Origin of the sequence: Glutamicibacter sp. NPDC087673 (assembly GCF_044743255.1) — a bacterium.
In the GTDB taxonomy this organism is placed as follows: Bacteria; Actinomycetota; Actinomycetes; order Actinomycetales; family Micrococcaceae; genus Glutamicibacter.
Window position 1 is genome coordinate 121,370 of record NZ_JBIUWB010000007.1, and the last position, 24,294, is coordinate 145,663.

Here is a 24,294-nt window from a genome sequence, read left to right on the forward strand (position 1 = left end):
TATTTATGCGTCCAGATCGTCGGCTACCGCACGAAGTACGGTAGCAACCTTCTTGCCATATGCCTGTTCAGGATAACGCCCATTGCGCAAGCTATTGGAAACGTTGTCGAGCAGCTTAATAAGATCTTCGATCAGCACTGCCTCGTCTTCGGGCTTCTTGCGCTTGGCGCGTGCGACCGATGGAGCGGCTTCGAGCAAGCGCAGGCTCAGTGCCTGTGGACCGCGGCGGCCTTCGGCAACGCCGAATTCCAGGCGGGTTCCGGGGCGCAGGTCATGCACGCCTTCGGGCAATGCCGCGGCATTGACGTAGATCTCTTTGCCATCTTCGGCGGTGATGAAGCCGAAGCCCTTGGCCTTTTCGTACCACTTAACCTTGCCGCTAGGCATGATCATTTACCTCGTTCGTTCTTGTAGCTAAGCTGCATGGCCGAGGCCTGCTCAGCGCCATGCATATTCATATGTGCGATCCGGCGGAGCCACTGCCGGAATTCTTCTCTGCTTCTTGCCGGGTGCTCAATCTGCTGGATCGCTTCAAGTCCTTTATCTAAGATTATGTCATCTCTCGTGCGGTGAATTCATCTTTGCCCGGCAATCTTCGCATTCCGCCTGTCGCCCATGGCTCCGGGGCTAAACTTGGTAGCGTGAGCGATTCATCCAAAACCATGACTGCACTTTCCCGATTGGCGATCATCATCGCCATCCTTTCCGCCTTGGCGCTGGTCGGAACCCTCGTCTTCTACTTCCAGGAGATCGCCATCCCGCCGCTGCTGATGCTCTTTGCGCGCTTGGGCTTGCCAACGGCATTCATTCTGGCCGCCATCGTGGTCTTCGGAAACGTCGCCAGGCGCCGAAAAAGCTAGCCACTCGCTTCAGCATTCACTCAGCGGACTCCCAGACTTCTTCGGCACACTGTAATCCATGAGTCCAAAAACTGCTGAGGCAAAACTTCTCGTTGTCGATGACGAGCCGAATATCCGCGAACTGCTCTCCACTTCCCTGCGCTTTGCAGGCTTCGAAGTTGTCGCTGCTGCCAACGGACGCGAAGCCCTCGCAGCCGTTGAAGCCGAAGAACCGGACCTGGCCGTCCTGGACGTCATGCTTCCGGACATGGACGGTTTCACCATCACCCGTAAACTGCGCGCCGCTGGCCGCCACTTCCCGGTGCTGTTCCTGACCGCGCGCGACGACACCAGCGACAAGGTCACCGGCTTGACCGTCGGCGGCGACGACTACGTCACCAAGCCATTCAGCCTGGATGAAGTCGTCGCCCGCATCCGTGCCGTCCTGCGCCGTACCGCCAATGGCGAGGACGAGAACGCGACCATCATCGTGGCCGACCTTGAGCTGGATGACGACGCCCACGAGGTGCGCCGTGCCGGGGAGATCATTGACCTGTCCCCCACCGAGTTCAAGCTGCTGCGCTACCTGATGATGAACCCGAACCGCGTACTGTCCAAGTCGCAGATCTTGGACCATGTCTGGGAATACGACTTCAACGGCGATGCCTCGATCGTGGAATCCTACATTTCCTACCTGCGTCGCAAGGTCGACCGCCCGGAATGGCCTGCACTGATCCAGACCAAGCGCGGCGTGGGCTACCTGATGCGCACCCCAGACCGCCGCTAACGGCACACGTAACGGTCCGCGCCAATAATTGAAGGCCTTGTAAAGTCAGCATATGAAGTCATTTCGAGCCCAGTGGCGTCGCACCTCGTTGCGGACCAAACTGGTCGCGGTCATGTTTGGACTGATGATCGTCGCGATCTTCGCTACCGCTATCGGTTCAGCGCATACGCTGAGGATCGCGATGACCAGCCAGATCGACAAGCAGCTGAACGTGTCCAAGTCGACGATGGCCTACGGGCTCAACAAGGCCTACCTCTACTCCTTGAACGAGGACAACGGCAGCCACGACGCCTTGGATGTCGATGCCACGCTGCTCGGGCTCAGCAGCGCCTACGCTGACATTCGCGACCAGGACGGCGAGATCGTCTACGTGATGCCGCGTTCGCGGGTCGGTCCTTCCAACGGCACGGACCTGCCGCTGCTTAATATGGAACAGATCCAGCAGCTGGCAGCCCACCCGAACTCCCCTGCCACGGTCCCCGGCGCCTTCCCCACCTCCGCTGGTTGGCGTACGGTGATGATCCCGTTGAAGAGCAGCGAGCTGAACCTGTTCTTGTCCATGCCGCTGGATAATGTGAACCGTACCGTCAGCCAAACTGCGGTGCTGGTGCTCTCCACCGGCACGCTTGCGGCCCTGCTGATGTCGATGATCGCCTACGGGCTCACCGGGCGTTCGCTCAAGCCGCTGATCAATGTGGAGCGCACTGCGTCGATGATCGCCGATGGCGATCTGTCCCAGCGCGTGAAGGACTATCCCGCTGAGACCGAAGTGGGCAGGCTCTCGCGCTCGCTCAACGCCATGCTGGCCCAAATTGAAAAAGCGTTCAACGACCGCGAGGCTTCCGAGCAGAAGATGCGCCGTTTCATCCAGGACGCCTCGCATGAGCTGCGTACCCCGCTGGTCACCATCCAGGGCTACTCGGAGTTCTACCGCTACGGCGGGCTGGCGGATCCGGAGGCCATGGACTCGGCGATGGGCCGCATCGAAAGCGAATCCAAGCGCATGGCCCGCCTGGTTGAGGACCTCTTGATGCTCGCCCGCCTGGACGAGCAACGCCCCATGGAAAAGCAGCCAGTGGATTTGCTGGTCCTGGGCCAGGACGCGGTGGAAGACACCAAGGTCCGTGCACCGGACCGTACCGTCAAACTTGTGGGGCTCGTGTCCGAACGCCCCAGCCCAGCGAGCACCGTCGGTGATGATGCCCGCATCCGGCAGATCATCGCCAACCTGCTCACCAACGCGCTGCGCTACACCCCGGAAGGTTCCCCCTTGGAAATTGCCGTCGGCGTGCGTTCATTGGTGGCTGGAACGCTGGACGCCGTCGTTGAAATCCGCGACCACGGCCCGGGCATCCCGGCCGAGGATTCCAAGCGCATTTTTGAACGCTTCTACCGCTCCGATAGCTCGCGCCAACGCGAGACCGGCGGTTCCGGCCTGGGCTTGGCCATTGTTGCGGCCATCGTCCAGCAGCACGGAGGTTCGGTGGCGTTGGCAGATACCCCTGGCGGTGGCGCCACGATGTCCATCTCCATGCCCTACGTGCCGCTGCGCGAACCGAAAGCACCGGAAGTCGACGATACGGAAGACTAGCGCCGATGGCTTTCTCCACACCCCGTGCCGGTTTTGCCCGGCACGGGGTGTGGTGTTTCTAAGGTGAGTGCATCAGTGATCAAACCGCTCATTCCAGAAAGGACGATTCCAGTGAGTACGTTCTCCACCAACACCGGCGAGATGCAGGTTAAATCCCAGGCCGTCATGAACACCATTGACCGGCTACGCAATGAGGTCTCGACCATGCAAATGAACTTGGACCAGTTGCAAAGCACCTGGCAGGGTTCCGCCGCGGCCTCCTTCCAGTCGATCGTGGCCGAATGGCGCTCAACCCATGTGCAGATCGAAGAGGCGCTGAGCAGCATTGCCACGGCCTTGAACCATGCCTCCATGCAGTACGAAGAGGTCGAGCAGGTCAACACCTCGCTGTTCCGTTACTGAAAACCGCAGACGCGACGGCCGGTTGATCAGTAGGCTTAGCCTTATGAGCATTCTGATCGACCCGCCGCGCTGGCCTGCCCACGGCACGCTCTTTGCCCACTTGGTGTCGGATACTTCATTGGCTGAACTCCATGAGTTCGCCGGGCAGCAAGAAATCTCCCGCCGCGCTTTCGACCGGGATCACTACGATGTGCCTCGCGAACGCTACGATCGGCTCGTGGCAGCTGGCGCCCTTGAAGTCTCCGGATCCGAACTGGTCCGCGCACTGGTCAAGTCCGGGATTCGGATACCAGCCAAATACCGTCCGGAGAAGCTGGGCACCGTCCTCACCCGGCGTTGGTCCCGCACCTTGCCCACCGAGCCTCAGCTCGGAACCGAGCTGTTAGGCTATTGGTCCGAGAGCCATCGCCACTACCACGACCGGGTGCATCTGCTCTCGGTGCTCGAAGCCATCGACTGGCTGGCTGAAGGCCAGGCCGATCCCGAAGAGCTCATGCTGCTCCAACTCGCTGCGTGGTTCCACGACGCCGTCTACGCTGGAACCAGCGAGGACGAGTTCAAGTCGGCCACCTTGGCCCGTGAACGGCTGTGGGGAGTCCTCTCCCCTGGTGCCGTCTCGAAGGTCAGCGGGCTGGTCATGCTCACCGCCAAGCATGCCCCGGCAGAAACCGATCGCCTGGGCCATATCCTCTGCGATGCCGATCTGGAGGTCCTGGCCCGCCCCGCTCCGGCCTACCAGCGCTACGCCGAGGCGATCTACAAGGAGTACGGGCATCTTCCCCGCCATGTGCTTGCTTCCGGGCGCAGCAAGATCCTCAGCGGCCTGTTGGAGAAAGAACTGATCTACGGCACCGAAGCCGGATCCCGGCGCTGGGAGCAGCGCGCGCGGAATAATTTGGGCGCCGAGCTGGAGCTGTTGCACAGCTGGCTGTAGTGCAACGCTTGTCCCACGTTAAACGGCCGATGGCCCGGATTCTTCGAAAGGATCCGGGCCATCGGCGCGATTACTGCGTGCTTAGTGCGTGCTTGGTGCATGCGGGAAGCTTAGAAGCCGCCCATTCCGCCCATGCCGCCCATGTCGTCGCCACCGGCTGGGGCAGAGCCAGCAGGAGCTGGCTTTTCTGCGACAACAGCCTCGGTGGTCAGGAACAGGCCAGCGATCGATGCTGCGTTCTGCAGTGCCGAACGGGTCACCTTCACGGGGTCGTTGACACCAGCTTCGAGCAGGTTCACGTATTCGCCGGTTGCAGCGTTCAGGCCGTGGCCTGCAGGCAGGCCCTTGACCTTGTCAGCGACAACGCCTGGCTCCATGCCAGCGTTCAGTGCAATCTGCTTCAGTGGGGCTTCGATGCCAACGCGAACGATGTTCGCACCGGTCGCTTCGTCGCCTTCCAGAACCAGCTTCTCGAATGCTGCAGCGCCAGCCTGGATCAGTGCAACGCCACCACCGGCGACGATGCCTTCTTCAACAGCTGCCTTGGCGTTACGCACGGCATCTTCGATGCGGTGCTTGCGCTCCTTGAGCTCGACCTCGGTAGCAGCGCCGGCCTTCAGCACAGCGACACCGCCGGAGAGCTTTGCGTGGCGCTCCTGCAGCTTCTCGCGGTCGTAGTCCGAGTCGGTGTTCTTGATCTCGGCTGCGATCTGGGCCTTGCGTCCCTCGATGGCGTCGGCTTCGCCGCCACCTTCAACGATGGTGGTCTCGTCCTTGGTGATAACGACCTTGCGGGCGGTACCGAGGACTTCCAGGCCTACGTTATCCAGGGACAGGCCGATTTCCTCGGAAACAACCTGGCCGCCGGTGAGGATAGCGATGTCGGTCAGCATGGCCTTGCGACGGTCGCCGAAGCCCGGAGCCTTGACAGCAACGGACTTGAACAGGCCGCGGATCTTGTTCAGGATCAGGGTAGCCAGGGCTTCGCCCTCGACATCTTCGGCGATGATCAGCAGCGACTTGTTCGACTGCATGACCTTCTCCAGCAAGGTCACCATGTCCTTGACCGAGGAGATCTTCGAGTTCACGATGAGGACGTAAGGGTCCTCGAGAACGGTTTCCTGGCGCTCAGCGTCGGTGACGAAGTAAGCGGAGATGTAGCCCTTGTCGAAGCGCATGCCCTCTGCCAGCTCCAGCTCCAGGCCGAAGGTGTTGGATTCTTCAACGGTGATAACGCCCTGCTCGCCGACCTTGTCGAGAGCTTCAGCGATCAGTGCGCCGATTTCCGGATCGCCAGCAGAGATCGAAGCGGTAGCAGCGATCTGATCCTTGGACTCGACCTTCTTCGCAGCGGCGAACAGTTCAGCGGTAACAGCTTCTACGGCCTTGTCGATACCGCGGCGCAGTGCGATTGGGTCAGCACCTGCGGCAACGTTGCGCAGGCCTTCCTTGACCAGTGCCTGTGCCAGCACGGTTGCGGTGGTGGTACCGTCGCCAGCGACGTCGTCGGTCTTCTTGGCAACTTCCTTGACCAGCTCTGCGCCGATCTTCTCGTAAGGCTCTTCGAGGTCGATTTCCTTAGCGATGGACACGCCGTCGTTGGTGATAGTAGGAGCGCCCCACTTCTTTTCCAGAACAACGTTGCGGCCGCGTGGGCCCAGGGTGACCTTCACCGCGTCAGCAAGGGTGTTCAGGCCGCGCTCAAGTCCGCGGCGTGCTTCCTCGTCAAATGCAATCATCTTAGCCATTGTGGCGTACGGTCCTTTCGGGACGATTTTGCGAAAATGCAACCGACAGACAGCGCCCGCGACGGACGAGTGGACCGGTGCGGCATCGGGCCAGCAACCGTTCCAGCTCTCGCTATCTGAGGTATTTTCCACGCCCACGCCCTGCATCCGCTGTCCGGTGCTTCATGGAGTTCTTGGAGAACGCAAAAGCCGACCGGCGTTAGCAGTCGCAACGCATGAGTGCTAATACAAATATTGGCACTCTCGCATGGCGAGTGCAAGCCGATCGGCTCTGAGCGAATGGAATTTTGAACGAATTATTCGTTTAGCCCCAGGGTGTCATCGGAGCCCAGAACCACGGTGACCCGGTTCGGAATGTTGCTGGTCTGCAGAACTTCGTCGATATTCAGGATTTCTGCAGCTTTTTCAGCGGTAGTGCGGTAGGACTCGGACATGTAATAAACCGTGGAGACTTCTGCGGGCCTGGTCCAGTTGTCGGCCACAATGCTGGTGAACCCGGCTTCGGCCATGGCGTCTTCGCCTTCATTAGCCAGACCGGCAACACTTGCCGCGTTGTACACGCCAATCAGCTGGCCGTAGAGCACGTCTTCGTCATCGATGGTGCTCGTTGGCGATGCGGATTCACTAGGTGTGGGTTCCACGGAGGGCTCGGCGGTGACTTCCTGGGTTTGCGAGGTGTCGCTTCCCGTGGAAGTCGCGAGGGTCTCCTTGAGCTGAGGGCCGAAGATGAAGGACAAGGCACCGATCACCAGCACGAGTACAGCGGTCAGCACTACCCAGCGCAATTTCCCACCGGTTGACTTCGACGCGGCGGACTGCGCCCATCCGTGGGCGTGGTGCGAACCCACACGGGTGCTGAACTCCGGAACGCGATCAAATTCGTCACGCGGGTAGTTGGTCATTCTTGTCCTTGCTCGAGGTCTGATTGGTCACGGCAGGCAGGGTTATCGTCCCGTGCCGACCTTACCGCCCACGCGACGTTTTGTGGAACGTGCTCTGCGCAGGCGCTTGACCAACATCGGGTCGTAGGCCAGTGCCGCGTCGGTTTCAATCAGCTGGTTCAGCAGCTGGTAATAATTCGTCGGCGACATCGAAAACTGCTTGGTAATGGCTTGTTCCTTGGCCCCGGCATACTTCCACCACAACTTTTCCAGGTTGAGGATCTGTTGCGAACGCTCGTCCAATTCCGAATCCGGGTTCATGACGAAATCCACCAGCAATTCATTCTCAGCCATACGTTCTCACCTCTGTCCTTGGACCAGTTTTCTCAGGTTTCGGTTTTGCATGTAATCCACCATCGGTAGACATACCACCGATATTCTAACCAATCTGCTTGCCTAACACCGTGTGGCCGAGCACAGGCACGCCAGAAAAACGGCACAATTACCCCTATGGACGATTTGCAGCCAGCACTTTTCGATGCACCCCAGCCAGCTCGGACACCAGTGTACGAAGCGGCTGATTTCCCGTTCTACCATGGTGCCCAATCCATGGCCGACCACGGGTTTATCGCTGCAGACTGGGTACCGGCACTCTGCGAGCAGGACTCGCTGCTGCGTTCCCTGGCCACCGATTTGGCGGCCCGTTCGGCGGCCGGTGAACAGATCCTGCCGGCACCGGAGGTGATGTTCCGCGCACTGAGCCTGCCATTGTCCGAAGTCAAGGTCCTAATTGTTGGCCAAGACCCATATCCGACACCCGGCCACGCAAACGGTTTGGCCTTCGCGGCCAACAAGCAGGTGCGTCCGCTGCCGCGCTCCTTGGCCAATATCTACAAGGAATTGCAGTCCGATCTGGGGCTGGAGCCGGTCGCGCATCCAGACCTCAGTCCATGGCTTTCCGAAGGCGTCTTGCTGCTGAACCAGGTGCTCTCCGTAGCCGCTGGCAATGCCGGCTCGCATCAGAAGCTGGGTTGGGCGCCAATTCTGCATGCCATCCTCACCGCGCTCAATGACCGTCCGCGGCCTCCGGCGGCTTTGCTCTGGGGCAAGCATGCGCAGAAACTCTCCGAGTCCCTGTCCAACGCCGTGCAGCTGCAAAGCTCCCACCCCTCGCCGCTCTCAGCCTCGCGCGGGTTCTTCGGCTCCAAGCCCTTCTCAAGCATCAATCGGCTCCTGTCGGACAGCGGACAGAAGCCGATTGACTGGTCGTTGCCGAAAGCCTAGCGTCGGCGGATCCGCCGGCGCTCACGCCGGGCGCTGGAGGTCAATGGACGGCACAGCGTATCGCCGAAGACGACGCCGCCAGCGATGGAGAGCATGATCGCCATGGCGTTGAACATCTCCACCAGTCCCGTGGCGGTGTCATTGACATTGATGACGATGCCGTACATTGCGCGGAAGATCATCAGGCCCGGAAGCAGGAACATGACCGCAGGAGCCGCTAGCACCAGCTGCGGCGAGCGGAGTTTGTCCGCTGCCAGCCGCGCGGCGAAACCGATCACCGTGGCGACCAGCGCCGGGGTGGCCCGGTCTCCGAGTCCAATGCTTTCGGCCAGCAGCTGCACCAGGTAGCCGCCGACCGCAATGCCGGCGGTAGGCAGCAGCAGGCGCAGCGCGCTCTGCTCGGTGACCGCACCGGCGACAATGGCCACGCCCACCAAGACCACCAGCAGCCAGGCCGGATAGTCGGTTTGGACGATCTGGTGAACGTCGACCTTCTCTCCCCCGAGCAGATCCGAGATCACCAGGGCCGTAGCAATTCCGCAGAGGATCGCCCCGTAGATCAGGCTGGCCGAGAACAACCGGCCTACCGCTGTCACCGGGAAGCCGTTGATGGCATCCTGCAATGCCGAAACGAATCTGCCCGACGGAAGCAGCAGCAAGATGCCGCCAGAGACCACCAGCGCCGGATCCAGCGGAGCGTGGAATTGATGCCCCAGCAAGGCAATGCCGGTGACCACCAATGTCGAGGCCGCGATAGTGAAGAACTCGGGCACTCTCCAGCGCGAGCCGTATCGGCCGATCTGCGTCACGAGGCTCGAGGACAGCATCGCCACCAGCGCACCAGCCCACGAGCCGCCAATGAAGAGCACGAACGCGGCCGCGAACACGGCCCGGCCGCAGGCGACGATCCAGCGCGGGAACGGCTTGGGCTGCCGCGTGATGTCCTTCAGCCGCTTCGCTGAAACGGATCGCGATACGCCGCCGGCAATGATATCCGAGACGAGTTCGTGCACCAGCACCATGCCGGCGTAGTTCGAGGTGTAGGAGCGGACCACACGCAGCACCGAGTAGCTTTCGGCGTCCGGCGGGCTGTAGTTCAAATGCAGGGACTGGTTGGTGATGTCCACATCCAAGTGGCTCAAGCCCAGTGCCGCGGTCACTGCGATCACGCTGGTTTCCACTTCCAAGGCGCCTGCGCCGTAGCGGATCAAGGTCTCGCCCAAATCCAGCGCGAACTCCATGGTGCGCCGGTTGGACGCGTCCTGGTCCACATTGACCTTGGGGTTGGCGTAGGGGGTGCCCTGCAGGCGCTCAACGATGTTCAGCGCCTCGGTGGGAGGGGTATCCGAGATCCACATTTTCGCCAGCAGCCGACGGGCCACCGGGTTGGCGCGGGTAGGCATGAGGGTAATGCCCTCATCGGTGGTGTGGACCTGGCCGGTGCGCCACTCGATATCCGAGACATCGGCAGCCGCCACGTTGGCGCTGACCGCCGTATTGAGCGGTAGTTCAGATGCCGTTGCCGGCTCTTCGGCGGGCTCTGCAGGATGGAAGCCCATGTTGATCTCACTAGTGGCAATGCGGGGCAAGACGCCAGCTAGCGGAGCCGGATCCTCGCCGACGGCATTCGACGAGGCGGCCTGTTCCTCGCTAGATCGATGCGCCACGAATCATGCCCCCTCATCCAAAGTTTTTCCCATGGGATTCACCATACAACCCGTGCATGAAAAGTTGTCGGGAACGTGGCGAATTCGGGAGGTATCGCCGAACACATTTAAGGGTATTTTCGGCCACTGGAATACCGGCGCTCGGCAGTTGGTTGCACCATGCAGAAGTTAGATGTGTTTGCATATAATCCGGAGGATCCAATGAATACGCAGTTCCCATTGCCAGAAATCGGAGCCGAGACCTTCGGCGACATCACCGAGGATGACCAGGGCAACCCGCTGAGCCACGCCCAGGTGATCCGCAATGTCATCGCCGAGGGGCAGCAGGCCGAAGCATCGGGCCTTGATTTCTTCGGCGTCGGCGAGCACCACCGCGATGACTATGCCATCTCCTCCCCCGAAATCGTTCTGGCCGCCCTGGCCAGCACTACCCAGCGCATCAAGCTCGGCACCGCGGTGACCGTGCTCTCCAGCGACGACCCGGTGCGCGTCTACGAACACTTTGCCACCTTGGACGCGATCTCCAACGGGCGAGTCGAGATCATCGCAGGCCGGGGCTCCTTCATCGAATCCTTCCCGCTCTTCGGCCTGGATCTTGAAGACTACGAGGACCTGTTCGAAGAGAAGCTGCATCTGCTGGCCAAGCTCCGCCACGGCACGCCGGTTTCATGGCAGGGCAAGCACCGCGCCGCCTTGCGCAACCAGCAGATCTACCCGCTGCTGGAAGACCAGCCCTTGACCACCTGGGTGGGTGTGGGTGGCAGCCCGCAGTCGGTCACCCGCGCGGCCCGGCATGGCTTGCCGTTGTGCTTGGCCATTATCGGCGGCCAGCCCTCGGCCTTCGAAGGCTTGGCCACTCTCTACCGCCGTGCGCTGAAGGAGTTCGGCCATGGAGAATTGCCGGTCTCGGCGCACTTCCATGGCTTGGTGGCTTCCACCGACCAGGAGGCCCTGGAAACCCTCTGGCCGCATTACCAGCGCACCATGAATCGGCTGGGCGCCGAACGAGGCTGGCCGCCGGCCAGCAAGATGCGCTTGCAGGCTTCCATGGGGCCCGAGGGAGCCATGATGGCCGGCAGCCCGGAAACTGTGGCACGGAAGATGGCCAAGGTGGCCCAGCAGCTGGGCTTGTCGCGCGTTGACATCAAGTACTCTGCCGGTTCCTTGCCGCACGAGGCGATGATGAACAGCATCAAGTTGCTCGGAGAAGAGGTCAAGCCCATGGTGCACCAGCTGCTTGGCGCCTAGGATCCTGGCTGTCCCGGAAACAGCGAAAGCCACCGCATTGCGGTGGCTTTCGTTCTTGGTGGATCTTACTGGACTCGAACCAGCGACCTTTCGCGTGTGAGGCGAACGCTCTAACCAACTGAGCTAAAGATCCATCTGCGCCCTGACTTGCAAGCCAAGCGCATAAGCAATCCTACCGGGCCGTGGACCTCACTCCAAATCGGCCACCGGTTCCAGCGCCCGGAATCCGTCCCCGGAACACGCCGAAATGCCGCTTCCAGCGCAGGTTCAAACAGTCGCGGTTCAGGCAATGAGTAGAGCAGAAAAACAGCGCCGAATAGTTTATTTGCGATTCACCTAAAAGTACCCATTTCCACTTGTCAAAAAGGGACTTTAGACTCCATAATTTTTCTAGCTCATCGAGCTCAAACTGGACCCTACAAGGAAGTTGCCGGAAGCCGCCGGCATCGGTCCCCTCAAGGCCAACGAAACCGCGCAGTGGATTTTTCCACCGCGCAAAAGCCTCATCTTTCGTTCGTTCTTAGAATTTAGGACCGTACCCAGTGTTTGAAAACCTGAACTTTTCCTTGTCATCCCTATGCGTTCAGCCGGCCCAGCGCGCCGAATTAGCGACCCTTTACCCCCTGGTCGACCAGCGTTGGAACCAGAAGTTCGACCGGCTCTCGCTGCTTGTGACCGTGCGCGACCAGGGCACCTTGGTTGCCGCAGGCCTCGTGCATGATTCCATCATTGCCCCGACTTCTTCGATGAACGCCGTGGAGCTCGGTTGCATGGCCGTGCGCCCGGACTACCGCCGCCTGGGCATCCGCCAGCATGCGACGTCGCTGCGCCTTGCCCACGCGCTGCGTTCGGGCAAAACTCCGATCAGCGTCATCGATTCGCAGAACCCGGCATCCTGGGCCTTCTACGAGCGCTCGGAACTGTGGCAGCGCGAGCGCAGCTTCGAGCACGATGGGCAGCTGAAGTTCATCTACCGGGCCACCGAGGCCGCATGGCAGTGGGCCGCGCAATTGCCGCAGGCCTCCGAGGACCACGTGGCCATCCACCTTCCCGAAAGTGCGATGCCAGCCCCGAGCCTCATGGCCGGCCCGGCCCCGGTCCAGGGATTCGCCGCGCAGTTCGGATCCGATGATCCGGCCTCCGCCGTGCCGGTGATGTGACCGCCTAGAACAGGGCGTCCTGCTGTTCGTCCACGGAGCCGTGGCCCGGCAGCGGGGCAACTTCTCCGGCCCGGCGAGCGCGAGCGGCCTCGTGCAGGTCAATCGGGGTGACCTTCAGGACCGCATCGACCATGGCGTTGAGGAACTGCGGCGCGGCAATATCCGCGGGCACCGGAGCGTGGACGCATTTCACTTCGGGATGCTCCGCGCTCTCATCCCAATCCACCAGCAGCAGGCCGGTGGCGGTGTACCCGAAGCCGTCGCCGAAGTCGCGCAGCTTGCGGATCATGTCCACGGTGCGGCGGAAGGCGGCTGGCTCGGATTCCAGGATCGTGGCACGCTGCACGAAGAAGAACCCGACGGCTGCCAGCGGGTAGCGGGCCCGCAGGTTAGCCGCATCCCCATAGGCCTCTTCATAGCGGTTGGCCAGGTTCTTGCCGAAGGATGAGGTCATCGCCTTGGTGCTGAGCAGCAGCTCGGGACCGGTGGACCAATGGGTCATCACCACGTCGGTTTGCTTCATGTAGGCGCGGCCCAGGATGCGCGCGTCGATGCTGCCCGCCTTGCCCGCCATGATGGACTCGTGCACCTCGTCGGCCAGCCGCTCCGGCAGCTTGCGCAGCAGTTCCAGGATGTCGCTGGACAAGACCCGGGGCGCCTCGGGACGCGGCCACACCAGATCCGCATCGAATCCGGCACGGCGCAATTCATGGGCCAGCCATGCGTCCACGCCCTGGGCAAAGCGGCCCGATCGGGTGACCGCCTTGTTGCGGACCGGGATGCTCAGCAGGCGTTCGAGCACCGGGAAGGACGGGTTGAATTCCTCGGTTACCGCGCCGTTGCCCAGCCAGGGCGAATCCTTCGCCGCTGACATCAAGGTGGTATCGAATTCGGCAAAGGCCAAGGTCTTTTCGATCGCAGGATTGGCCACGTTCATCCCCTCACGGCTTTGCTTCTGGCCTTGCGGCGTTCGAGCATATTCATTCGCGCTGTGCGGACCGCCTCCAGCGCATCCGGCTCCAAGCCGAGCAGCTGCTCGAGCACCACGCTGTCCACCAGGTCGGTGGCCTCTTGCTTGCGCCCCTGCACCAGCAGTTCACGCACCGCCGGCTTGATGGCACGCAATTGCCGGGCATAGCGCTGCACCATGCCGATCGCCGGGACCGGCAGCTGGTCGGCTTCACGCGGTTCCAGCTTCAGGATGCCGCCGCCGTAGGAGCGGCCCACCATTTCGGCTCCGAGCATGGTCAGGGTATTGAGCGATGCCACCGGGAGCAGCTCGCGGCCCAGCTCGCGCGCATCGGCGCCGAGGTACACCCCATGGATCGAGTTGATGTGGTGCACCGCGGCCTCGTTGGCGGTCAACCGCGGGGTGTCGGCGTTCATGTAGGTCATGAACAGATCCGGCACCGAGAGCACCGGCACCCGCCACCACGGCGAGCGCACCTTGCACTTGTAGGCCTGGTCGACGTTCTGCAGTTCACCGCTGGCCACAAAGCGCGCACCAGCACCGCTGGGTTCCGCGCCGGGGCGGAACATGTAGGCAGCTGCCCCGTGCTCGGCGAGCTTTTCCCAGCCGTCCTCGCTCAATTCCAGCCCGCGCAGGTGGCGCGAGCCCGGAGGCGAGATCCGGATCAGGTCCTCGCGGGCCAGCCCCAGGTCCTGGATCTGCTGGGCCGAGAGGGTGAACCACTTATTATTGCCGGTGACCGCGCCCAGCGAGGTTTCGCCCCAGGACTGCAGCGGCGCCATCCGGCCGGCGGCCAGTGCCGCCGACAAGATCCCCTGGGCTTCGAGGCCGACCAGGGAACCGGTCCAGCGCTCGTTCATGCGCACCGGGGTGTGGCGGGTGCCTTCGCCCAGGGCTTGCAGATCCAGCGCATTGCGGAATTGGTGCAGGTTGAAGGAACCGCTAGCCCCTTCGCGGAAGCCCTCGGCCAGCAGCAGCACCACTTCTTCCTGCGCGTCGGCGAACAAGCGCTCTTCGAAGACGGCCAGGTGCACGCTGGCGAAGCGTTCAAGCAGCATCTGGCGGACAGGCCCGGCATAGTTCACGAACATCAGCTCTGCCGGAAGCACCAGGGCCAGGCGCCCGCCGACGGCAAGGAAGCTGGTGGCATGCACGACGAAAGCGGCCCAGATGCTGGCAAGTTCATTCAGTTCCACGCCCGAGGCTTTGGCCGCGGCGCGCGAGAGCTGCCGGTCAGCCCCGCGGTGCAGCTGGTAGCGCACGTAGGGAGGGTTGCCGATGACAGCGTCGTACTCGGCGTAGCCGGTGACCTCGAAGAAGTTGGCGTGCTCGATGCGCGCGTCGATCCCGGCGGCGCTCATCCGTTCACGGGCGGCCTGCACCGATGGTTCGTGCAGTTCCAGGCCCACCAGCTCGACCCGGTCTCGGCCATCTGCGAGCACCGGATGGGCAGCGGCAAGGAATTGCGCTTCACCGCAGGAGGGTTCCAGGACCTTGGATCCTTGCTCCCCCAGCGCCCACTGCGCCATGAAGCTGGCAACGGGTTCCGGGGTGAAGTAGGCTCCGCGCGCATGGCGGGCGGTGGCCTGATCTGTCAATTCTCTACTCAACACGCATCGATCTTTCCACGTAGGCCAGACAGTTGGGCTGGACCGGTAGACCGAGTCCGGGCGGCAACTTCTCTATTCTACGTGCGCGGGCATCTGGCTGATTCCTGTTCCTAGTGGTCTGCTTCGGCTTTGCCCTTGTGGCGCAGCTTCTGGAGGCCCAGGATGATGACGGTAATCACGGTACCCATGATGAAACCGGCAAGGCAGGAGAAGGCGGTGTTCACCAGCCAGCCCAGCACGGCGCCGGCCTGGCCGGTCGCGTCGTGGACCAGCAGTTCCACGTGGTGCACGAAGCCGTACGGTGCGTGCCAGCCCAGTTCGTCCATGCCGACCAGCAGCAGGTGCCCGCCGACCCAGAGCATCGCGATCACGCCGACCTTGCTCAGGATGGACATCACGATGGGCATCGCCTTGACCAGGCCGCGCCCGATCTTCTGCGTGAGCTGGCGCGGCTTGGCGGCCATGTGCAGTCCGATGTCGTCCATTTTGACGATCAAGCCCACGGCGCCATAGACCACGACGGTCATCAGGATGGCGATCACAATCAGGATCAGCGCGCGATTCAAGAATGGCTCGTGGGACACCTCGTTCAGCGAGATGACCATGATCTCCGCGGAAAGCACGAGGTCTGTGCGCACTGCCGATCCGATGATCGCTTTCTCGTCGCGCACTCCCTCCTTGCCGCCCGGAGCGTGGTGCTTGATCGCGCCCATCGCCTCAAGCAGCTTCTCGGCGCCTTCGAAAACCAGATAGGCGCCACCGATCATCAGGATCGGGGTCAGAGCCCATGGAGCGAACTGCGATAGGATCAGCGCCACCGGAAGGATGAACAGCATCTTGTTCCGGATAGACCCAACGGCGATCTTCCAGATGATTGGAAGCTCGCGCTTGGGCGAGAGCCCGGCCACGTACTGCGGGGTGACTGCCGCATCGTCGATGACGACGCCTAGCGATTTGGTGCTGGCCTTGCCAGCGCCCAGCGCGATGTCATCAAGCGATGCCGCGGTGACTTTCACCAGCGCCGCCACGTCGTCCAATAGTGCTGCAAGGCCTCCGGCCATGGTCGGCTCCTCAAATATAGGTTCTGCGCAAAATTCTACCGGCGGGATCTTTGAGCCTGCCATAGGCGCGACGCTGGCTCGGGCATGATCTGGGGCTAAAAAAAGAAACCGCGCCACGAAGATTCATGGACACGGTTCCCGTTGCTGGTCCAGGACCAGGTCAGAGCCCCCTACCGGATTCGAACCGGTGACCTTCAGTTTACAAGGTGATCGTTACCGACCCTTGTCACTCGTGGCTTAATTCGTTGAAAATTAAACCATGTCATCACTCGAAATAATATTGGACTGGTCAGCCTGGCAACGGGGAACGGGGTTGGCGGATCGAACTGTGAGAGAGCGTCAATATACGTTGTCTCACTTTTTTAGTCTCACGAACTCGGAGCCCCTCACGTTCACAGACCGCGACGTAATTAGATACCTCGGCCGCGAGGGTGTCGCCCCGAGCTCCAAGGCGAGCTATCACAGCATCTTGCGCTCGTTCGCGGCGTGGCTAATCAAGACTGGCCAGCGGGTCGATGATCCATTGCGCACTATCCCGGCCGTCAAGCGGCCTCGGAGTCTGCCAAGGCCGGTCACTGATGCCGATTTGAGATCGACCATTGAGCACGCTTCACGCTGGCATACTCGCACTAAGATCATGCTCGCGGCGCTCCAGGGGCTCAGAGTCCACGAGATAGCCAAGATTGCCGGTGAGGATTTCGACCTTGACGCCAAGACGCTACGGGTTACCGGCAAGGGTAGTAAAACGGCCGTCTTGCCGATTCACGCGGATCTCGTGGAAGTGGCCCTAGCGTATCCCCGGCAAGGCTTTTGGTATCCCTCGGATCAAACCGGATCGGGGCATGTGACCGGCCAGAGCGTTTCGACGGCGATACGGCGGGCCATGGATCGGGCCGGGGTTAGCGCCACGCCTCACCAGTTGCGCCATTGGTACGGCACGAGCCTCTTGCACGAGTCGGGCGATGTTCGCATAGTCCAGGAACTCATGCGACACGAGAATATCCAGAGCACACAGATTTACACAAAAGTCGATCCAGAGCGGCAACGTGACACGTTGAATAACATCTCGCTCCCCGCAGCAGCTTAACGCCCAGGGGCCCGGCCCCGTAATCGGGGCCGGGCTTTCTCGTGCCTAGCTAGGCCACGAGCACCAGAAGCAGGGCCGCGCCGGAGATGATCGGCGAGATGATTTGAGCCATGCGCCCACCAAGGCCGGATTGCGATTTTTCCAGCACCTCGATCCGCCTGTCATAGTCCAGGTGTGCCCGCGTGAGCATGCCCTTGATTTCCGCTAGCTGCAAGCGGACGCCCACCACGTCGTTATCGGGCAACATGATCCCCGCCCCCTGTAGGCTTCGAGATCTTGCCACCGAGCAAACCGCCAAGCACGGTGAGCACGAGGCCTAGGGCAGCTTGAATCGGGGAGGCGTCAATAAGCATCGGCGGCTGCGCGAGCCCCCAAACGACGATTTCAGCGACGGCATAACCGACACCAGCGCCCGCCGCAGCGGACTTGGACACGGGGCCGATAACTCTTTTCTCGCTCATGGTTCCTAACCTCTCTAGAGTGATGGATGCTTACGCATTCCAAGCATTTTGCACATGACCGGCCCGGCGATTCGATCCACCTTGCGGCCCCCGGCGCGGCGATATGCGCCGCTCTTGTTGCGGGTCTGGATCTCCCGCACCTTGGCCCCGGTTTTCCCGGAGTAATCGCCGTCGATCACCAGGTCAGGGAGATCGGATTTCCATTTGTTCAGCTCGCGCTGTAGATCCTCTACCCATGCTTTATGCGCCTTGTTGCGCGGGCCGTCGATGCCGTCGTGCAACATGTTCGGGTAATAGATCTGCCGATCTTGGTATTTCTTCACGGCCGGGTCATATTCGGCGGGGCGGGCGGTTTCTTTCTCGGGGGCGGCGTTGTCCACGTCGGGTTTGGCGCCTACCTTGATCCCGTATTTCTTGAAGCACTTCACCGGGTCGTAAAGATTCCCGTTAGCATCCCAGGTTTCAAGGTGCAAGTGCCGCCCGGTCTGGTTGCCGGAGTCATCCAGGCGGCCGATCACGTCACCAGCGGCCACCACGTCGCCCACATTCACCGAGGGGTAAACGTGGTTATAGAGCTGGATCTCTCGATCACCGCTAGATCCCTTGCCGGTGTTGCGGATGCGGATGCCGTTGCCAGTGCGCCCAGGATGGATGCCCGTATCCCGGTCGCCGGGGTCTTGGCCCCGCTCTACGTCGATCACCGTACCGGCGAACATGGCGCGGACGGCGGCGGCGGCCCCTCGGCGCTGTGGTGCGATATCCTGCCCGGCGTGATCGGGGCGGGCGCGTGTCTTGAATCCAGAGGTTGCCCGGCCCTCTAGTGGGCTTACCATGCTTGACATGTTGGATTTCCTATCTGTTTACCATTGCGGGGTGAAAGATTCCACGGGGGCGGGATCGGTGTAGAGCTCGGCCTGTATGTCGATCTCGTCGGTAATGAGATCCATCTGGATTTTGGCGATAAGCCAAGTGCGGCCGTCATAGGTCAGCCGGTCGCCTACCTTGATCCAGGGCATGCCCACAGCCTTGATTAGGAGCAGTTCAGCACGGCGCGTGAGCGCCTTGAGCATGTTCACCGCTGCCGCCTGTGCTTCTGCCAGGGTCGGGCCGCCGCTGATTTCTTCGATGTATTGCTTGTTACCCGCGTTGCTTGAGTGCATGTCGCCGGAGGCCACGCGAGCACAGCCGAACACTTGGTAACTTGTATCGCCGTTGCTCCACCAGTAGCGCAAAGCGACTTCGTTATACCACCGTTCGCGGTCGGCCTCGATGGAAATATCTTTCACGAGTCGCTTGGCCCCAGGATTGATGTAAGTCGAGCTAATCACGTTGGACACGCCCGATTCCTTGCGGGGCGCTATGACGCCTTGGCCGTTGCGGTTGACGTAGTATTTCGCGTCGAACCGCTGCAAGAGGTTGTCAACGTGCGTTGCGTAGCTCGTGCCGAACAGACCGCGCCGGGCGTCAACTGGCATAGCGGTTTCGGGGATCGAGGTTTCATAGATCGGCGTCAGCGATACCCCCGAGATCCCGCCACGCGTGATGATGAACTCGATCCAGGATTTATAAGTCCAGCCCGAGCCGTTATGGTCATCCTTTAGAAACTTTTCATCGGTCAGGAAACAATCAGCGGTAAAGAGCCGCAGAATTGTCGTATCCGACAAGTCATCGTATTTCTGGTTGCGCACGTAGTACCGGCCCAGCGCCTCGGTATCCACTACAGCGCCGCCGATGGCCACATATTCGGCGGTGATCGTCACGTAATCCGCGGAATAGGGCGAGGCCGGGATCTTCCCGGCAAGGCGTATATCCACCTGCCCGCGCGTCTCGAAATGCATATCTTCTACGAGGTTCATCCCGAGCAGGGGCATCGCGTCCGCTTGATAAGTAACCCCGGCGAGGTATCCCGAACACTTATAGACGATTTGCCCGCCGTTGTCGCGGTGGGCCAGCTTCTCGGAGGTTGTCAGCGCCACTTAGACCACCTCGGCGAGTGTCAGCTTGGCGATCCATTGCGTGGCGTCTTGGTTCATCGGATCGGGTTCGGCGTGATCCAGTACGTAGGACATGACCGCCGCGATGATGTCAGGCTGTGAGAGGCTCGGGCGGCGGATCACCAGAGCGCCCAGGCCGTTGAGCTTGTCCTCAAAGTCGCCCAGGCCGCCCTCGGGCGAGCCGATCAGGATTTCAGCCGACGCGGGCCGGGAGTCGCCGGGCATGTACTTGACCAGGGGCGGGCCCGAGCGGTAAGGGATCTGATGCACGACGTGGAGATGGTTCATGGTGCGGCTGTACTTGAGCAGGGCGGCGACGTTGACCGCGCGGAGGTTACTGCCCTCGTTGGTGACCATGAGCCCGGTAAAGTCCATGGTGAACTCTCCCGTGATCGTTGTCGTGGTCGTGCCGTTGCTGATCGTCGCCCGGTACATGTTCACGCCGTAGGCCGGGGAATAGTCGTAAACGTTCCCGCTAGCCGAGATCGGATAAGAGCTATTCACCGCGATTGCCCGGTAGGTGGTATCCCGCTTGACCTCACGCCGCGTGATCCCTAGGACTACTTCACCGGCCGCGAGGGCGAACTCTAGCCGGGCCGAGCCGATGATATTGCCCTTGGTTACTGTCAGTGTTGCCATGGTTAGACCCTGTACTTTCCGCCGAAGCGTTCGTAAACATCGACATAGATGTTTTGTCCATTGAGCATGTTGATTGCGTGTTGTGCGTTGCCGGTGCGGGCCCCGATGTTCACATTGACGTTGCGCCCGTTGAGCGAGTCGATATCATCTCTCGCATCCCAGGTTCGCGCCCCGGCGTCGGCGTAGACTTTGCGCCCGTTGAGCTTGTCGATATCGTTGCGGCCGTCTTGGATGCGTGCGCCCGCGTTGGCGTTGACGTTGCGCCCGTTGAGCGAGTCGATGCTGTCGCGGGCCCGGCCGGTGCGGGCATCCGCATCGACTTCTACCCGTGAGCCGTCCAGCCGCTTGATCTCTCGTTTGGCGGGCTCGTTGTCGCCGGTCACTTCGACCTCTACCCAGGGGCGGAGGCCCTCCACCTCCTTGATCTCACGGCGGGCTTCTTTGCTGTCGGCCGTGATATCGGTGTCCACCTCGTGGGGTATCAGCCCGAGGTCATCGGCGAGCTGTCGCGCTTCTTCGGCCGAGGCCCCCGCAGCGAGCGCGGTATCCACGAATTTATCGCGGGCTACCTGCATATCGCGGGCCAGTGATTCGGAGGATTCCCCGGCCGCAGCATCGGCGGCCGCCTTGTCTCGTGCGGCCTCGGCTATGTCGATCAAGGCCCGCTGATTGTCGCGGCCTTTCTCGGTGTTCGCATCGAGCGACTTGCCGTTTTCCTTGATCGTCTTGGTGGCCTCGGCCACCGTTTCTTTCCAATCCAGGTTGGCCTCAAGGGAGCTTTGATTCTCCCCGGCGAGCTCGTCCAGGGCTTCGATCTGGTCAACAATGGCCCCGGTAAGATCCTTGGTTGCCCGCGTGTTGCCCTCGGCTTGCGTTTGGGCTCGCTCTTGGGCTTCACGGTTCTTATCTACTTCTTCTTTTGCTTCGCCTAGGGCGTCTCGTTGCTTGAGCGCCGCGCGGGCGTCCTCGCTTCGGATCGGGATACCGTCGGCGGTGTAGTGCGTGCCCTCTTGGATTGTTTCGGTGAGCTCGGCTATGCGCTTATCGAGCAGGTCTGATGCTTGTTCTGCATCGTCCATGCTGCCCGCCATGCCGCGCATCACAGTATCGGTATCTACGCCCGCATCTTCGAGTAACCGCGTGTATTTCTCGAGGTTGGTTTCTGCCTCGTTTTTCCAGAAAGTCCAGGGGTTATCCTCGTTCACGGTGTTATTGAACTCGCGGATTTTCCCGGCGAGATCCACGCGGTCTATCCGCCCGCCGAGCTCGTAATACTCTTCGGCCAGGGCTGCCACCGCTTCGCCCGCTTCGTCGTTTTCCTCGGCCAAGTCCTCGGCGGCTTTAATGCCGATGCCGATGCCCGCAGCGATTGCCACGCCCGCGATAACACCGGCCGGGCCGAAACCGGCGAAAGCGTTGGCCGCGAGATCTCGGAAAACGTCAGCGATTGACTCGGCCGAGCCGTCGAAACTCGTTGCCGCTTCACGCGCCACGCTGTCGGCTTCATCCCGAAATTCTTCGGCCCCCTCGCCCGCACGGTCGAAACCCTTTTTAGTGGTGTCGCCGATTTTCTTGCCGGAGCTATCCGCATGATCGGCGGCCTTGCGGAGTGCGTCGCGTACTTGATCCTCGAATTTGTCAGCGGCTTTCTCACCGTCTTTCAGCCCTTTTTCAAGGTCGCGGCCGAGATCCTTGCCAGCATCCCCGGTTTTCTCTAGGGATCGCTCGGTGTCCTTGAGCTCGGATTTCAGCCCATCGGCGGCGCGTTCACCGTCACGCATGCCCGCTTCGATACCTCGGCCTACGTCCTTGCCGGTATCCCCGGTGTTGTCCAGGGCCCGCTCGGTGTCCTTGAGCTCGGATTTCAGCCCATCGGCGGCGCGTTCACCCTCGCGCATGCCTTGGCTGATTTCGTCGCCCACACCCTGCCCGGCGTTGCCGGTGCGCTCTAGCTCGTCGGCGACGTCGCGTAGTGCGTCGCCTACGTTCCCAGCGTCTCGGATCACCTCGGAGGCGTCAGAGGTGAGGCTGATTTTTACGGCCATCGGCTCAGTTTCCTAACATCTCATTGAGTGCTCTCACGACGGTTTGCACCTGTAGCGAGATCACTCGCGGGATTGACTCGGCGGCGCTTGGCCAAATTGCATGCCCTTGGCGGGCCAGGGCGGGGAGCTGGCGGCGCGTGCGTCGGCTCACGGTGTGGGTGCCCGAGTTGCGGCGGTTGCGGCGCGTGTAGGTTTTTTTCTTCTCGCGGTCATACGTGCCAAACTCCCAGGACTTGGCCCAGCGGTTAGGCACGAGGCCCCCCGAGAGCGCCTTAGTGCTGTTACCGGCGATAAGTTGCGCAGAATTGCCCGCCTTGACGCGGGCCCCCTTGCCGAGGATCGTTCGATCCACGTCGGGGAGCCCGGCCATTTTCGCTTTGATGGACTCTCTCCAAATTGGGTTGAGGTTGGCTCGCATCTCTCGATTGATTGCGTTGCGCACCTCGCGCGGCGCGGCCTTGGTTGCCAGGATGATGCCCCGCAGCTCGGCCAAGTCAGCGGCCCGCACTTGAAAGAGAGAGCCCATGGTTAGCCCACTGGCGGGGTGTAAGCCTCGTGCACCGGCTTGACGCAGGGGCTCGTGCTTGTCGCTTCGGCCACGCCCGCAGCGCCGCCGATGTTGCCCGGCATAAGGGCGGAGATCGTGGTAGCCCATGCCTTGGTAGATCCGTCGGTGGGAACAAACTGGATATCGCAGGGCTGGCCTTGGTTGGCTTGAACGTAGCTGGCCAGCGAGTCGGCGGTGTCGTAGTCCTGCCCGTAGGTGAATGCCACGTTCCACGCGGTCACCTGCGCGGTACTTACCGAGTTGCCCGAGAGCGGATTCCACGACTGGTTCGCGGTGGTCGGCGTGAAAGTAACGTTGCTTACCTCGTCACGGTACTGCACGCCGTCAATGACCACGTGGGCCTCTTTGATGAATGGACTAATCATGGTGTAACCTCAGCTTTCTTGTATGCGTTGGAACTGTAAGCGGTCACAGTGATTCCGTAACCGCTATAGGTGTTCTCAAGGAATGTTTGACGCTCGGCGCGTTGCGGGAACACACCGGGCATGTGTTGGGTGAGCACGATGAGCACGTTATCCCGCGCTGTTTCCAGGGCGTCCTCGGTCAGGGCCGGGGTGCCAGCCACGGCCATAACGTTGATCGTTACGGTGTGTGCGAGTTGGTTTTCTCCCAGCCCCGTGATCTCCGTTCCGTAGACGTCCACATAGGGGCGGCCTCGGAGCACTTGGTCAGGATCTGCAGGGTAATCGTCGATCACGTAATCAGGGAGGAACTCTTTCAGCCGGTCGGCTATTTGGCTTCGTACGCTGTCGCCACTCACTAGCGGATTCCTTTCATTCGGCGGGGCCTCAGCAGGGTTCGCGCTTCGAGCCATAGGCGGCGGGAGAGATCCTGTAGTTGGAACTCGTCGCCGCCCCCTTGCTCGCTCGGCCGCATGCGGGCCAGGGCCGAGCGGGCTAAGAGCACTTGCGCCCGAAAGAGCTTGCGGGCGTCATCCTCGGAGATTGGCGCGACTTGCATCGAGGCCGGGGCCATAGGCTGCACCGCGTCGTAACCGGCCCAGAGCATCTCTTGCAAGAGCTCGTCAGGGAGGTCTAGCGCGTCTTGCCATTGGACATACAGCGTTCCGCTAGTCACAGCCTCGTCATAGGTGACATATCCGATGGTCAGAGCCATTGGACTAGTCGCCTAGATCGAGCGGTGGCACGTCCTCGGTGGGATCGTTGCCTAGCGCGTCCTCGGTGGGATCTCCCAGCAGCTCAAGGGCGAGATCCAGCTTGATAACGATTCCAGAGAGCAGCGTGTTTTGCGCCTTGATCTCCGTCGCCAACTGGTCTAGAGCGTTGGTCTGGTTGCTTTTAGGCATGCTTCACACCTC

At 61.4% G+C, this 24,294-nt stretch carries 28 protein-coding genes and 1 tRNA gene; 9 read left to right on the forward strand and 20 right to left on the reverse strand.

The features are described 5' to 3' along the window. Positions 1–3 precede the first annotated feature (3 nt). The gene (locus ACIOTL_RS16265; RefSeq protein ID WP_038990235.1) at positions 4–387 is read right to left on the reverse strand and encodes a cold-shock protein; all 384 of its coding nucleotides are present in this window, start codon (positions 385–387) and stop codon (positions 4–6) included. A 254-nt stretch (positions 388–641) separates the two neighbouring features. On the opposite strand from ACIOTL_RS16265, the gene ACIOTL_RS16270 reads away from it, so the two are divergent. The 5 genes from ACIOTL_RS16270 to ACIOTL_RS16290 all read left to right on the forward strand — a co-directional run bounded on the left by ACIOTL_RS16270 (position 642) and on the right by ACIOTL_RS16290 (position 4,553). After that, on the forward strand, positions 642–860 hold the full coding sequence (locus ACIOTL_RS16270) for a hypothetical protein (protein WP_105659126.1): 219 nt from the start codon (positions 642–644) through the stop codon (positions 858–860). A 58-nt stretch (positions 861–918) separates the two neighbouring features. Next, positions 919–1,626 (forward strand): response regulator transcription factor, encoded by a 708-nt coding sequence (locus ACIOTL_RS16275; protein WP_105659125.1) that lies wholly within the window; start codon positions 919–921, stop codon positions 1,624–1,626. Positions 1,627–1,678: 52 nt separating this feature from the next. After that, on the forward strand, positions 1,679–3,217 hold the full coding sequence (locus ACIOTL_RS16280; RefSeq protein ID WP_105659124.1) for a HAMP domain-containing sensor histidine kinase: 1,539 nt from the start codon (positions 1,679–1,681) through the stop codon (positions 3,215–3,217). A 111-nt stretch (positions 3,218–3,328) separates the two neighbouring features. Then, positions 3,329–3,619 (forward strand): WXG100 family type VII secretion target, encoded by a 291-nt coding sequence (locus ACIOTL_RS16285; RefSeq protein ID WP_038990044.1) that lies wholly within the window; start codon positions 3,329–3,331, stop codon positions 3,617–3,619. A 43-nt stretch (positions 3,620–3,662) separates the two neighbouring features. Then, positions 3,663–4,553, forward strand: a complete 891-nt coding sequence (locus ACIOTL_RS16290) for a DUF4031 domain-containing protein (RefSeq protein WP_400343660.1) — start codon at positions 3,663–3,665, stop codon at positions 4,551–4,553. 110 nt (positions 4,554–4,663) lie between these two features. Here ACIOTL_RS16290 and groL read toward each other — a convergent pair whose 3' ends face one another. From groL to ACIOTL_RS16305, 3 genes are all read right to left on the reverse strand, one after another. Then, the gene (gene groL / locus ACIOTL_RS16295; RefSeq protein ID WP_400343663.1) at positions 4,664–6,301 is read right to left on the reverse strand and encodes a chaperonin GroEL; all 1,638 of its coding nucleotides are present in this window, start codon (positions 6,299–6,301) and stop codon (positions 4,664–4,666) included. Positions 6,302–6,597: 296 nt separating this feature from the next. Further along, the gene (locus ACIOTL_RS16300; RefSeq protein ID WP_105659121.1) at positions 6,598–7,203 is read right to left on the reverse strand and encodes a LytR C-terminal domain-containing protein; all 606 of its coding nucleotides are present in this window, start codon (positions 7,201–7,203) and stop codon (positions 6,598–6,600) included. 42 nt (positions 7,204–7,245) lie between these two features. Continuing rightward, positions 7,246–7,536: a DUF3263 domain-containing protein gene (locus ACIOTL_RS16305; RefSeq protein ID WP_105659120.1), complete on the reverse strand. Its 291-nt coding sequence runs from the start codon at positions 7,534–7,536 to the stop codon at positions 7,246–7,248. Positions 7,537–7,692: 156 nt separating this feature from the next. On the opposite strand from ACIOTL_RS16305, the gene ACIOTL_RS16310 reads away from it, so the two are divergent. Beyond that, positions 7,693–8,466, forward strand: coding sequence for a uracil-DNA glycosylase (locus ACIOTL_RS16310; RefSeq protein ID WP_332731160.1), 774 nt, complete (start codon positions 7,693–7,695; stop codon positions 8,464–8,466). On the opposite strand, the gene ACIOTL_RS16315 is transcribed toward ACIOTL_RS16310, so the two are convergent. Further along, positions 8,463–10,133 (reverse strand): threonine/serine exporter ThrE family protein, encoded by a 1,671-nt coding sequence (locus ACIOTL_RS16315; protein ID WP_105659118.1) that lies wholly within the window; start codon positions 10,131–10,133, stop codon positions 8,463–8,465. The two genes, ACIOTL_RS16310 and ACIOTL_RS16315, sit on opposite strands and share 4 nt — an antisense overlap. A gap of 201 nt (positions 10,134–10,334) precedes the next feature. Here ACIOTL_RS16315 and ACIOTL_RS16320 point away from each other — a divergent pair, with 201 nt between their 5' ends. Beyond that, complete coding sequence (locus ACIOTL_RS16320) at positions 10,335–11,381, forward strand: LLM class flavin-dependent oxidoreductase (protein ID WP_400343666.1); 1,047 nt, start codon at positions 10,335–10,337, stop codon at positions 11,379–11,381. Between the two features lie 56 nt (positions 11,382–11,437). On the opposite strand, the gene ACIOTL_RS16325 is transcribed toward ACIOTL_RS16320, so the two are convergent. Beyond that, positions 11,438–11,514, reverse strand: a tRNA-Val gene (locus ACIOTL_RS16325). Between the two features lie 409 nt (positions 11,515–11,923). On the opposite strand from ACIOTL_RS16325, the gene ACIOTL_RS16330 reads away from it, so the two are divergent. Beyond that, positions 11,924–12,541 carry a GNAT family N-acetyltransferase gene (locus ACIOTL_RS16330; RefSeq protein ID WP_105659116.1) on the forward strand — a complete coding sequence of 206 codons (618 nt, stop codon included), beginning with the start codon at positions 11,924–11,926 and terminating at the stop codon, positions 12,539–12,541. 4 nt (positions 12,542–12,545) lie between these two features. On the opposite strand, the gene ACIOTL_RS16335 is transcribed toward ACIOTL_RS16330, so the two are convergent. The 3 genes from ACIOTL_RS16335 to ACIOTL_RS16345 form a co-directional block, all read right to left on the reverse strand. Further along, positions 12,546–13,478: a hypothetical protein gene (locus ACIOTL_RS16335; RefSeq protein WP_105661589.1), complete on the reverse strand. Its 933-nt coding sequence runs from the start codon at positions 13,476–13,478 to the stop codon at positions 12,546–12,548. After that, the gene (locus ACIOTL_RS16340) at positions 13,475–15,124 is read right to left on the reverse strand and encodes a class I SAM-dependent DNA methyltransferase (RefSeq protein WP_400343669.1); all 1,650 of its coding nucleotides are present in this window, start codon (positions 15,122–15,124) and stop codon (positions 13,475–13,477) included. The genes ACIOTL_RS16335 and ACIOTL_RS16340 overlap by 4 nt, the downstream gene beginning before the upstream one ends. 107 nt (positions 15,125–15,231) lie before the next feature. Further along, positions 15,232–16,182 carry a DUF808 domain-containing protein gene (locus ACIOTL_RS16345; protein WP_400343672.1) on the reverse strand — a complete coding sequence of 317 codons (951 nt, stop codon included), beginning with the start codon at positions 16,180–16,182 and terminating at the stop codon, positions 15,232–15,234. A gap of 259 nt (positions 16,183–16,441) precedes the next feature. Here ACIOTL_RS16345 and ACIOTL_RS16350 point away from each other — a divergent pair, with 259 nt between their 5' ends. After that, a complete protein-coding gene (locus ACIOTL_RS16350) occupies positions 16,442–17,269 on the forward strand; it encodes a tyrosine-type recombinase/integrase (RefSeq protein WP_400343675.1) in 828 nt (275 codons plus the stop codon). Positions 17,270–17,318: 49 nt separating this feature from the next. On the opposite strand, the gene ACIOTL_RS16355 is transcribed toward ACIOTL_RS16350, so the two are convergent. The 11 genes from ACIOTL_RS16355 to ACIOTL_RS16405 are packed head-to-tail and all read right to left on the reverse strand — an operon-like array spanning position 17,319 to position 24,282. After that, on the reverse strand, positions 17,319–17,516 hold the full coding sequence (locus ACIOTL_RS16355) for a hypothetical protein (RefSeq protein ID WP_400343677.1): 198 nt from the start codon (positions 17,514–17,516) through the stop codon (positions 17,319–17,321). After that, the gene (locus ACIOTL_RS16360; RefSeq protein ID WP_400343679.1) at positions 17,503–17,730 is read right to left on the reverse strand and encodes a hypothetical protein; all 228 of its coding nucleotides are present in this window, start codon (positions 17,728–17,730) and stop codon (positions 17,503–17,505) included. The genes ACIOTL_RS16355 and ACIOTL_RS16360 overlap by 14 nt, the downstream gene beginning before the upstream one ends. Positions 17,731–17,744: 14 nt before the next feature. Next, complete coding sequence (locus tag ACIOTL_RS16365) at positions 17,745–18,572, reverse strand: M23 family metallopeptidase (protein ID WP_400343682.1); 828 nt, start codon at positions 18,570–18,572, stop codon at positions 17,745–17,747. An 18-nt stretch (positions 18,573–18,590) separates the two neighbouring features. Then, positions 18,591–19,706 carry a hypothetical protein gene (locus tag ACIOTL_RS16370; RefSeq protein ID WP_400343684.1) on the reverse strand — a complete coding sequence of 372 codons (1,116 nt, stop codon included), beginning with the start codon at positions 19,704–19,706 and terminating at the stop codon, positions 18,591–18,593. After that, positions 19,707–20,363: a hypothetical protein gene (locus ACIOTL_RS16375; protein WP_400343686.1), complete on the reverse strand. Its 657-nt coding sequence runs from the start codon at positions 20,361–20,363 to the stop codon at positions 19,707–19,709. It lies immediately after the preceding gene. Between the two features lie 2 nt (positions 20,364–20,365). Continuing rightward, the gene (locus tag ACIOTL_RS16380; protein ID WP_400343688.1) at positions 20,366–22,408 is read right to left on the reverse strand and encodes a hypothetical protein; all 2,043 of its coding nucleotides are present in this window, start codon (positions 22,406–22,408) and stop codon (positions 20,366–20,368) included. Between the two features lie 4 nt (positions 22,409–22,412). Further along, positions 22,413–22,934 carry a hypothetical protein gene (locus ACIOTL_RS16385; protein ID WP_400343691.1) on the reverse strand — a complete coding sequence of 174 codons (522 nt, stop codon included), beginning with the start codon at positions 22,932–22,934 and terminating at the stop codon, positions 22,413–22,415. Between the two features lie 2 nt (positions 22,935–22,936). Beyond that, a complete protein-coding gene (locus tag ACIOTL_RS16390) occupies positions 22,937–23,341 on the reverse strand; it encodes a hypothetical protein (protein WP_400343693.1) in 405 nt (134 codons plus the stop codon). Next, complete coding sequence (locus tag ACIOTL_RS16395; RefSeq protein ID WP_400343696.1) at positions 23,338–23,736, reverse strand: hypothetical protein; 399 nt, start codon at positions 23,734–23,736, stop codon at positions 23,338–23,340. Before ACIOTL_RS16395 ends, ACIOTL_RS16390 begins: the two co-directional genes overlap by 4 nt. Continuing rightward, a complete protein-coding gene (locus ACIOTL_RS16400; RefSeq protein WP_400343699.1) occupies positions 23,736–24,092 on the reverse strand; it encodes a hypothetical protein in 357 nt (118 codons plus the stop codon). Before ACIOTL_RS16400 ends, ACIOTL_RS16395 begins: the two co-directional genes overlap by 1 nt. A 4-nt stretch (positions 24,093–24,096) precedes the next feature. Beyond that, complete coding sequence (locus ACIOTL_RS16405) at positions 24,097–24,282, reverse strand: hypothetical protein (protein WP_400343701.1); 186 nt, start codon at positions 24,280–24,282, stop codon at positions 24,097–24,099. Between the last annotated feature and the right edge of the window lie 12 nt (positions 24,283–24,294).

Bases quoted from the DNA above. Each gene is read 5' to 3' on its own strand.
- ACIOTL_RS16355 (WP_400343677.1), bottom strand. From the start codon at position 17,516: ATGTTGCCCGATAACGACGTGGTGGGCGTCCGCTTGCAGCTAGCGGAA.
- ACIOTL_RS16290 (WP_400343660.1), top strand. From the start codon at position 3,663: ATGAGCATTCTGATCGACCCGCCGCGCTGGCCTGCCCACGGCACGCTC.
- ACIOTL_RS16265 (WP_038990235.1), bottom strand. From the start codon at position 387: ATGCCTAGCGGCAAGGTTAAGTGGTACGAAAAGGCCAAGGGCTTCGGC.
- ACIOTL_RS16400 (WP_400343699.1), bottom strand. From the start codon at position 24,092: ATGGCTCTGACCATCGGATATGTCACCTATGACGAGGCTGTGACTAGC.
- ACIOTL_RS16390 (WP_400343693.1), bottom strand. From the start codon at position 23,341: ATGATTAGTCCATTCATCAAAGAGGCCCACGTGGTCATTGACGGCGTG.
- ACIOTL_RS16320 (WP_400343666.1), top strand. From the start codon at position 10,335: ATGAATACGCAGTTCCCATTGCCAGAAATCGGAGCCGAGACCTTCGGC.
- ACIOTL_RS16380 (WP_400343688.1), bottom strand. From the start codon at position 22,408: ATGGCCGTAAAAATCAGCCTCACCTCTGACGCCTCCGAGGTGATCCGA.
- ACIOTL_RS16360 (WP_400343679.1), bottom strand. From the start codon at position 17,730: ATGAGCGAGAAAAGAGTTATCGGCCCCGTGTCCAAGTCCGCTGCGGCG.
- ACIOTL_RS16405 (WP_400343701.1), bottom strand. From the start codon at position 24,282: ATGCCTAAAAGCAACCAGACCAACGCTCTAGACCAGTTGGCGACGGAG.
- ACIOTL_RS16275 (WP_105659125.1), top strand. From the start codon at position 919: ATGAGTCCAAAAACTGCTGAGGCAAAACTTCTCGTTGTCGATGACGAG.
- ACIOTL_RS16335 (WP_105661589.1), bottom strand. From the start codon at position 13,478: ATGAACGTGGCCAATCCTGCGATCGAAAAGACCTTGGCCTTTGCCGAA.
- ACIOTL_RS16385 (WP_400343691.1), bottom strand. From the start codon at position 22,934: ATGGGCTCTCTCTTTCAAGTGCGGGCCGCTGACTTGGCCGAGCTGCGG.
- ACIOTL_RS16365 (WP_400343682.1), bottom strand. From the start codon at position 18,572: ATGTCAAGCATGGTAAGCCCACTAGAGGGCCGGGCAACCTCTGGATTC.
- groL (WP_400343663.1), bottom strand. From the start codon at position 6,301: ATGGCTAAGATGATTGCATTTGACGAGGAAGCACGCCGCGGACTTGAG.
- ACIOTL_RS16350 (WP_400343675.1), top strand. From the start codon at position 16,442: ATGTCATCACTCGAAATAATATTGGACTGGTCAGCCTGGCAACGGGGA.
- ACIOTL_RS16375 (WP_400343686.1), bottom strand. From the start codon at position 20,363: ATGGCAACACTGACAGTAACCAAGGGCAATATCATCGGCTCGGCCCGG.
- ACIOTL_RS16310 (WP_332731160.1), top strand. From the start codon at position 7,693: ATGGACGATTTGCAGCCAGCACTTTTCGATGCACCCCAGCCAGCTCGG.
- ACIOTL_RS16305 (WP_105659120.1), bottom strand. From the start codon at position 7,536: ATGGCTGAGAATGAATTGCTGGTGGATTTCGTCATGAACCCGGATTCG.
- ACIOTL_RS16345 (WP_400343672.1), bottom strand. From the start codon at position 16,182: ATGGCCGGAGGCCTTGCAGCACTATTGGACGACGTGGCGGCGCTGGTG.
- ACIOTL_RS16280 (WP_105659124.1), top strand. From the start codon at position 1,679: ATGAAGTCATTTCGAGCCCAGTGGCGTCGCACCTCGTTGCGGACCAAA.
- ACIOTL_RS16300 (WP_105659121.1), bottom strand. From the start codon at position 7,203: ATGACCAACTACCCGCGTGACGAATTTGATCGCGTTCCGGAGTTCAGC.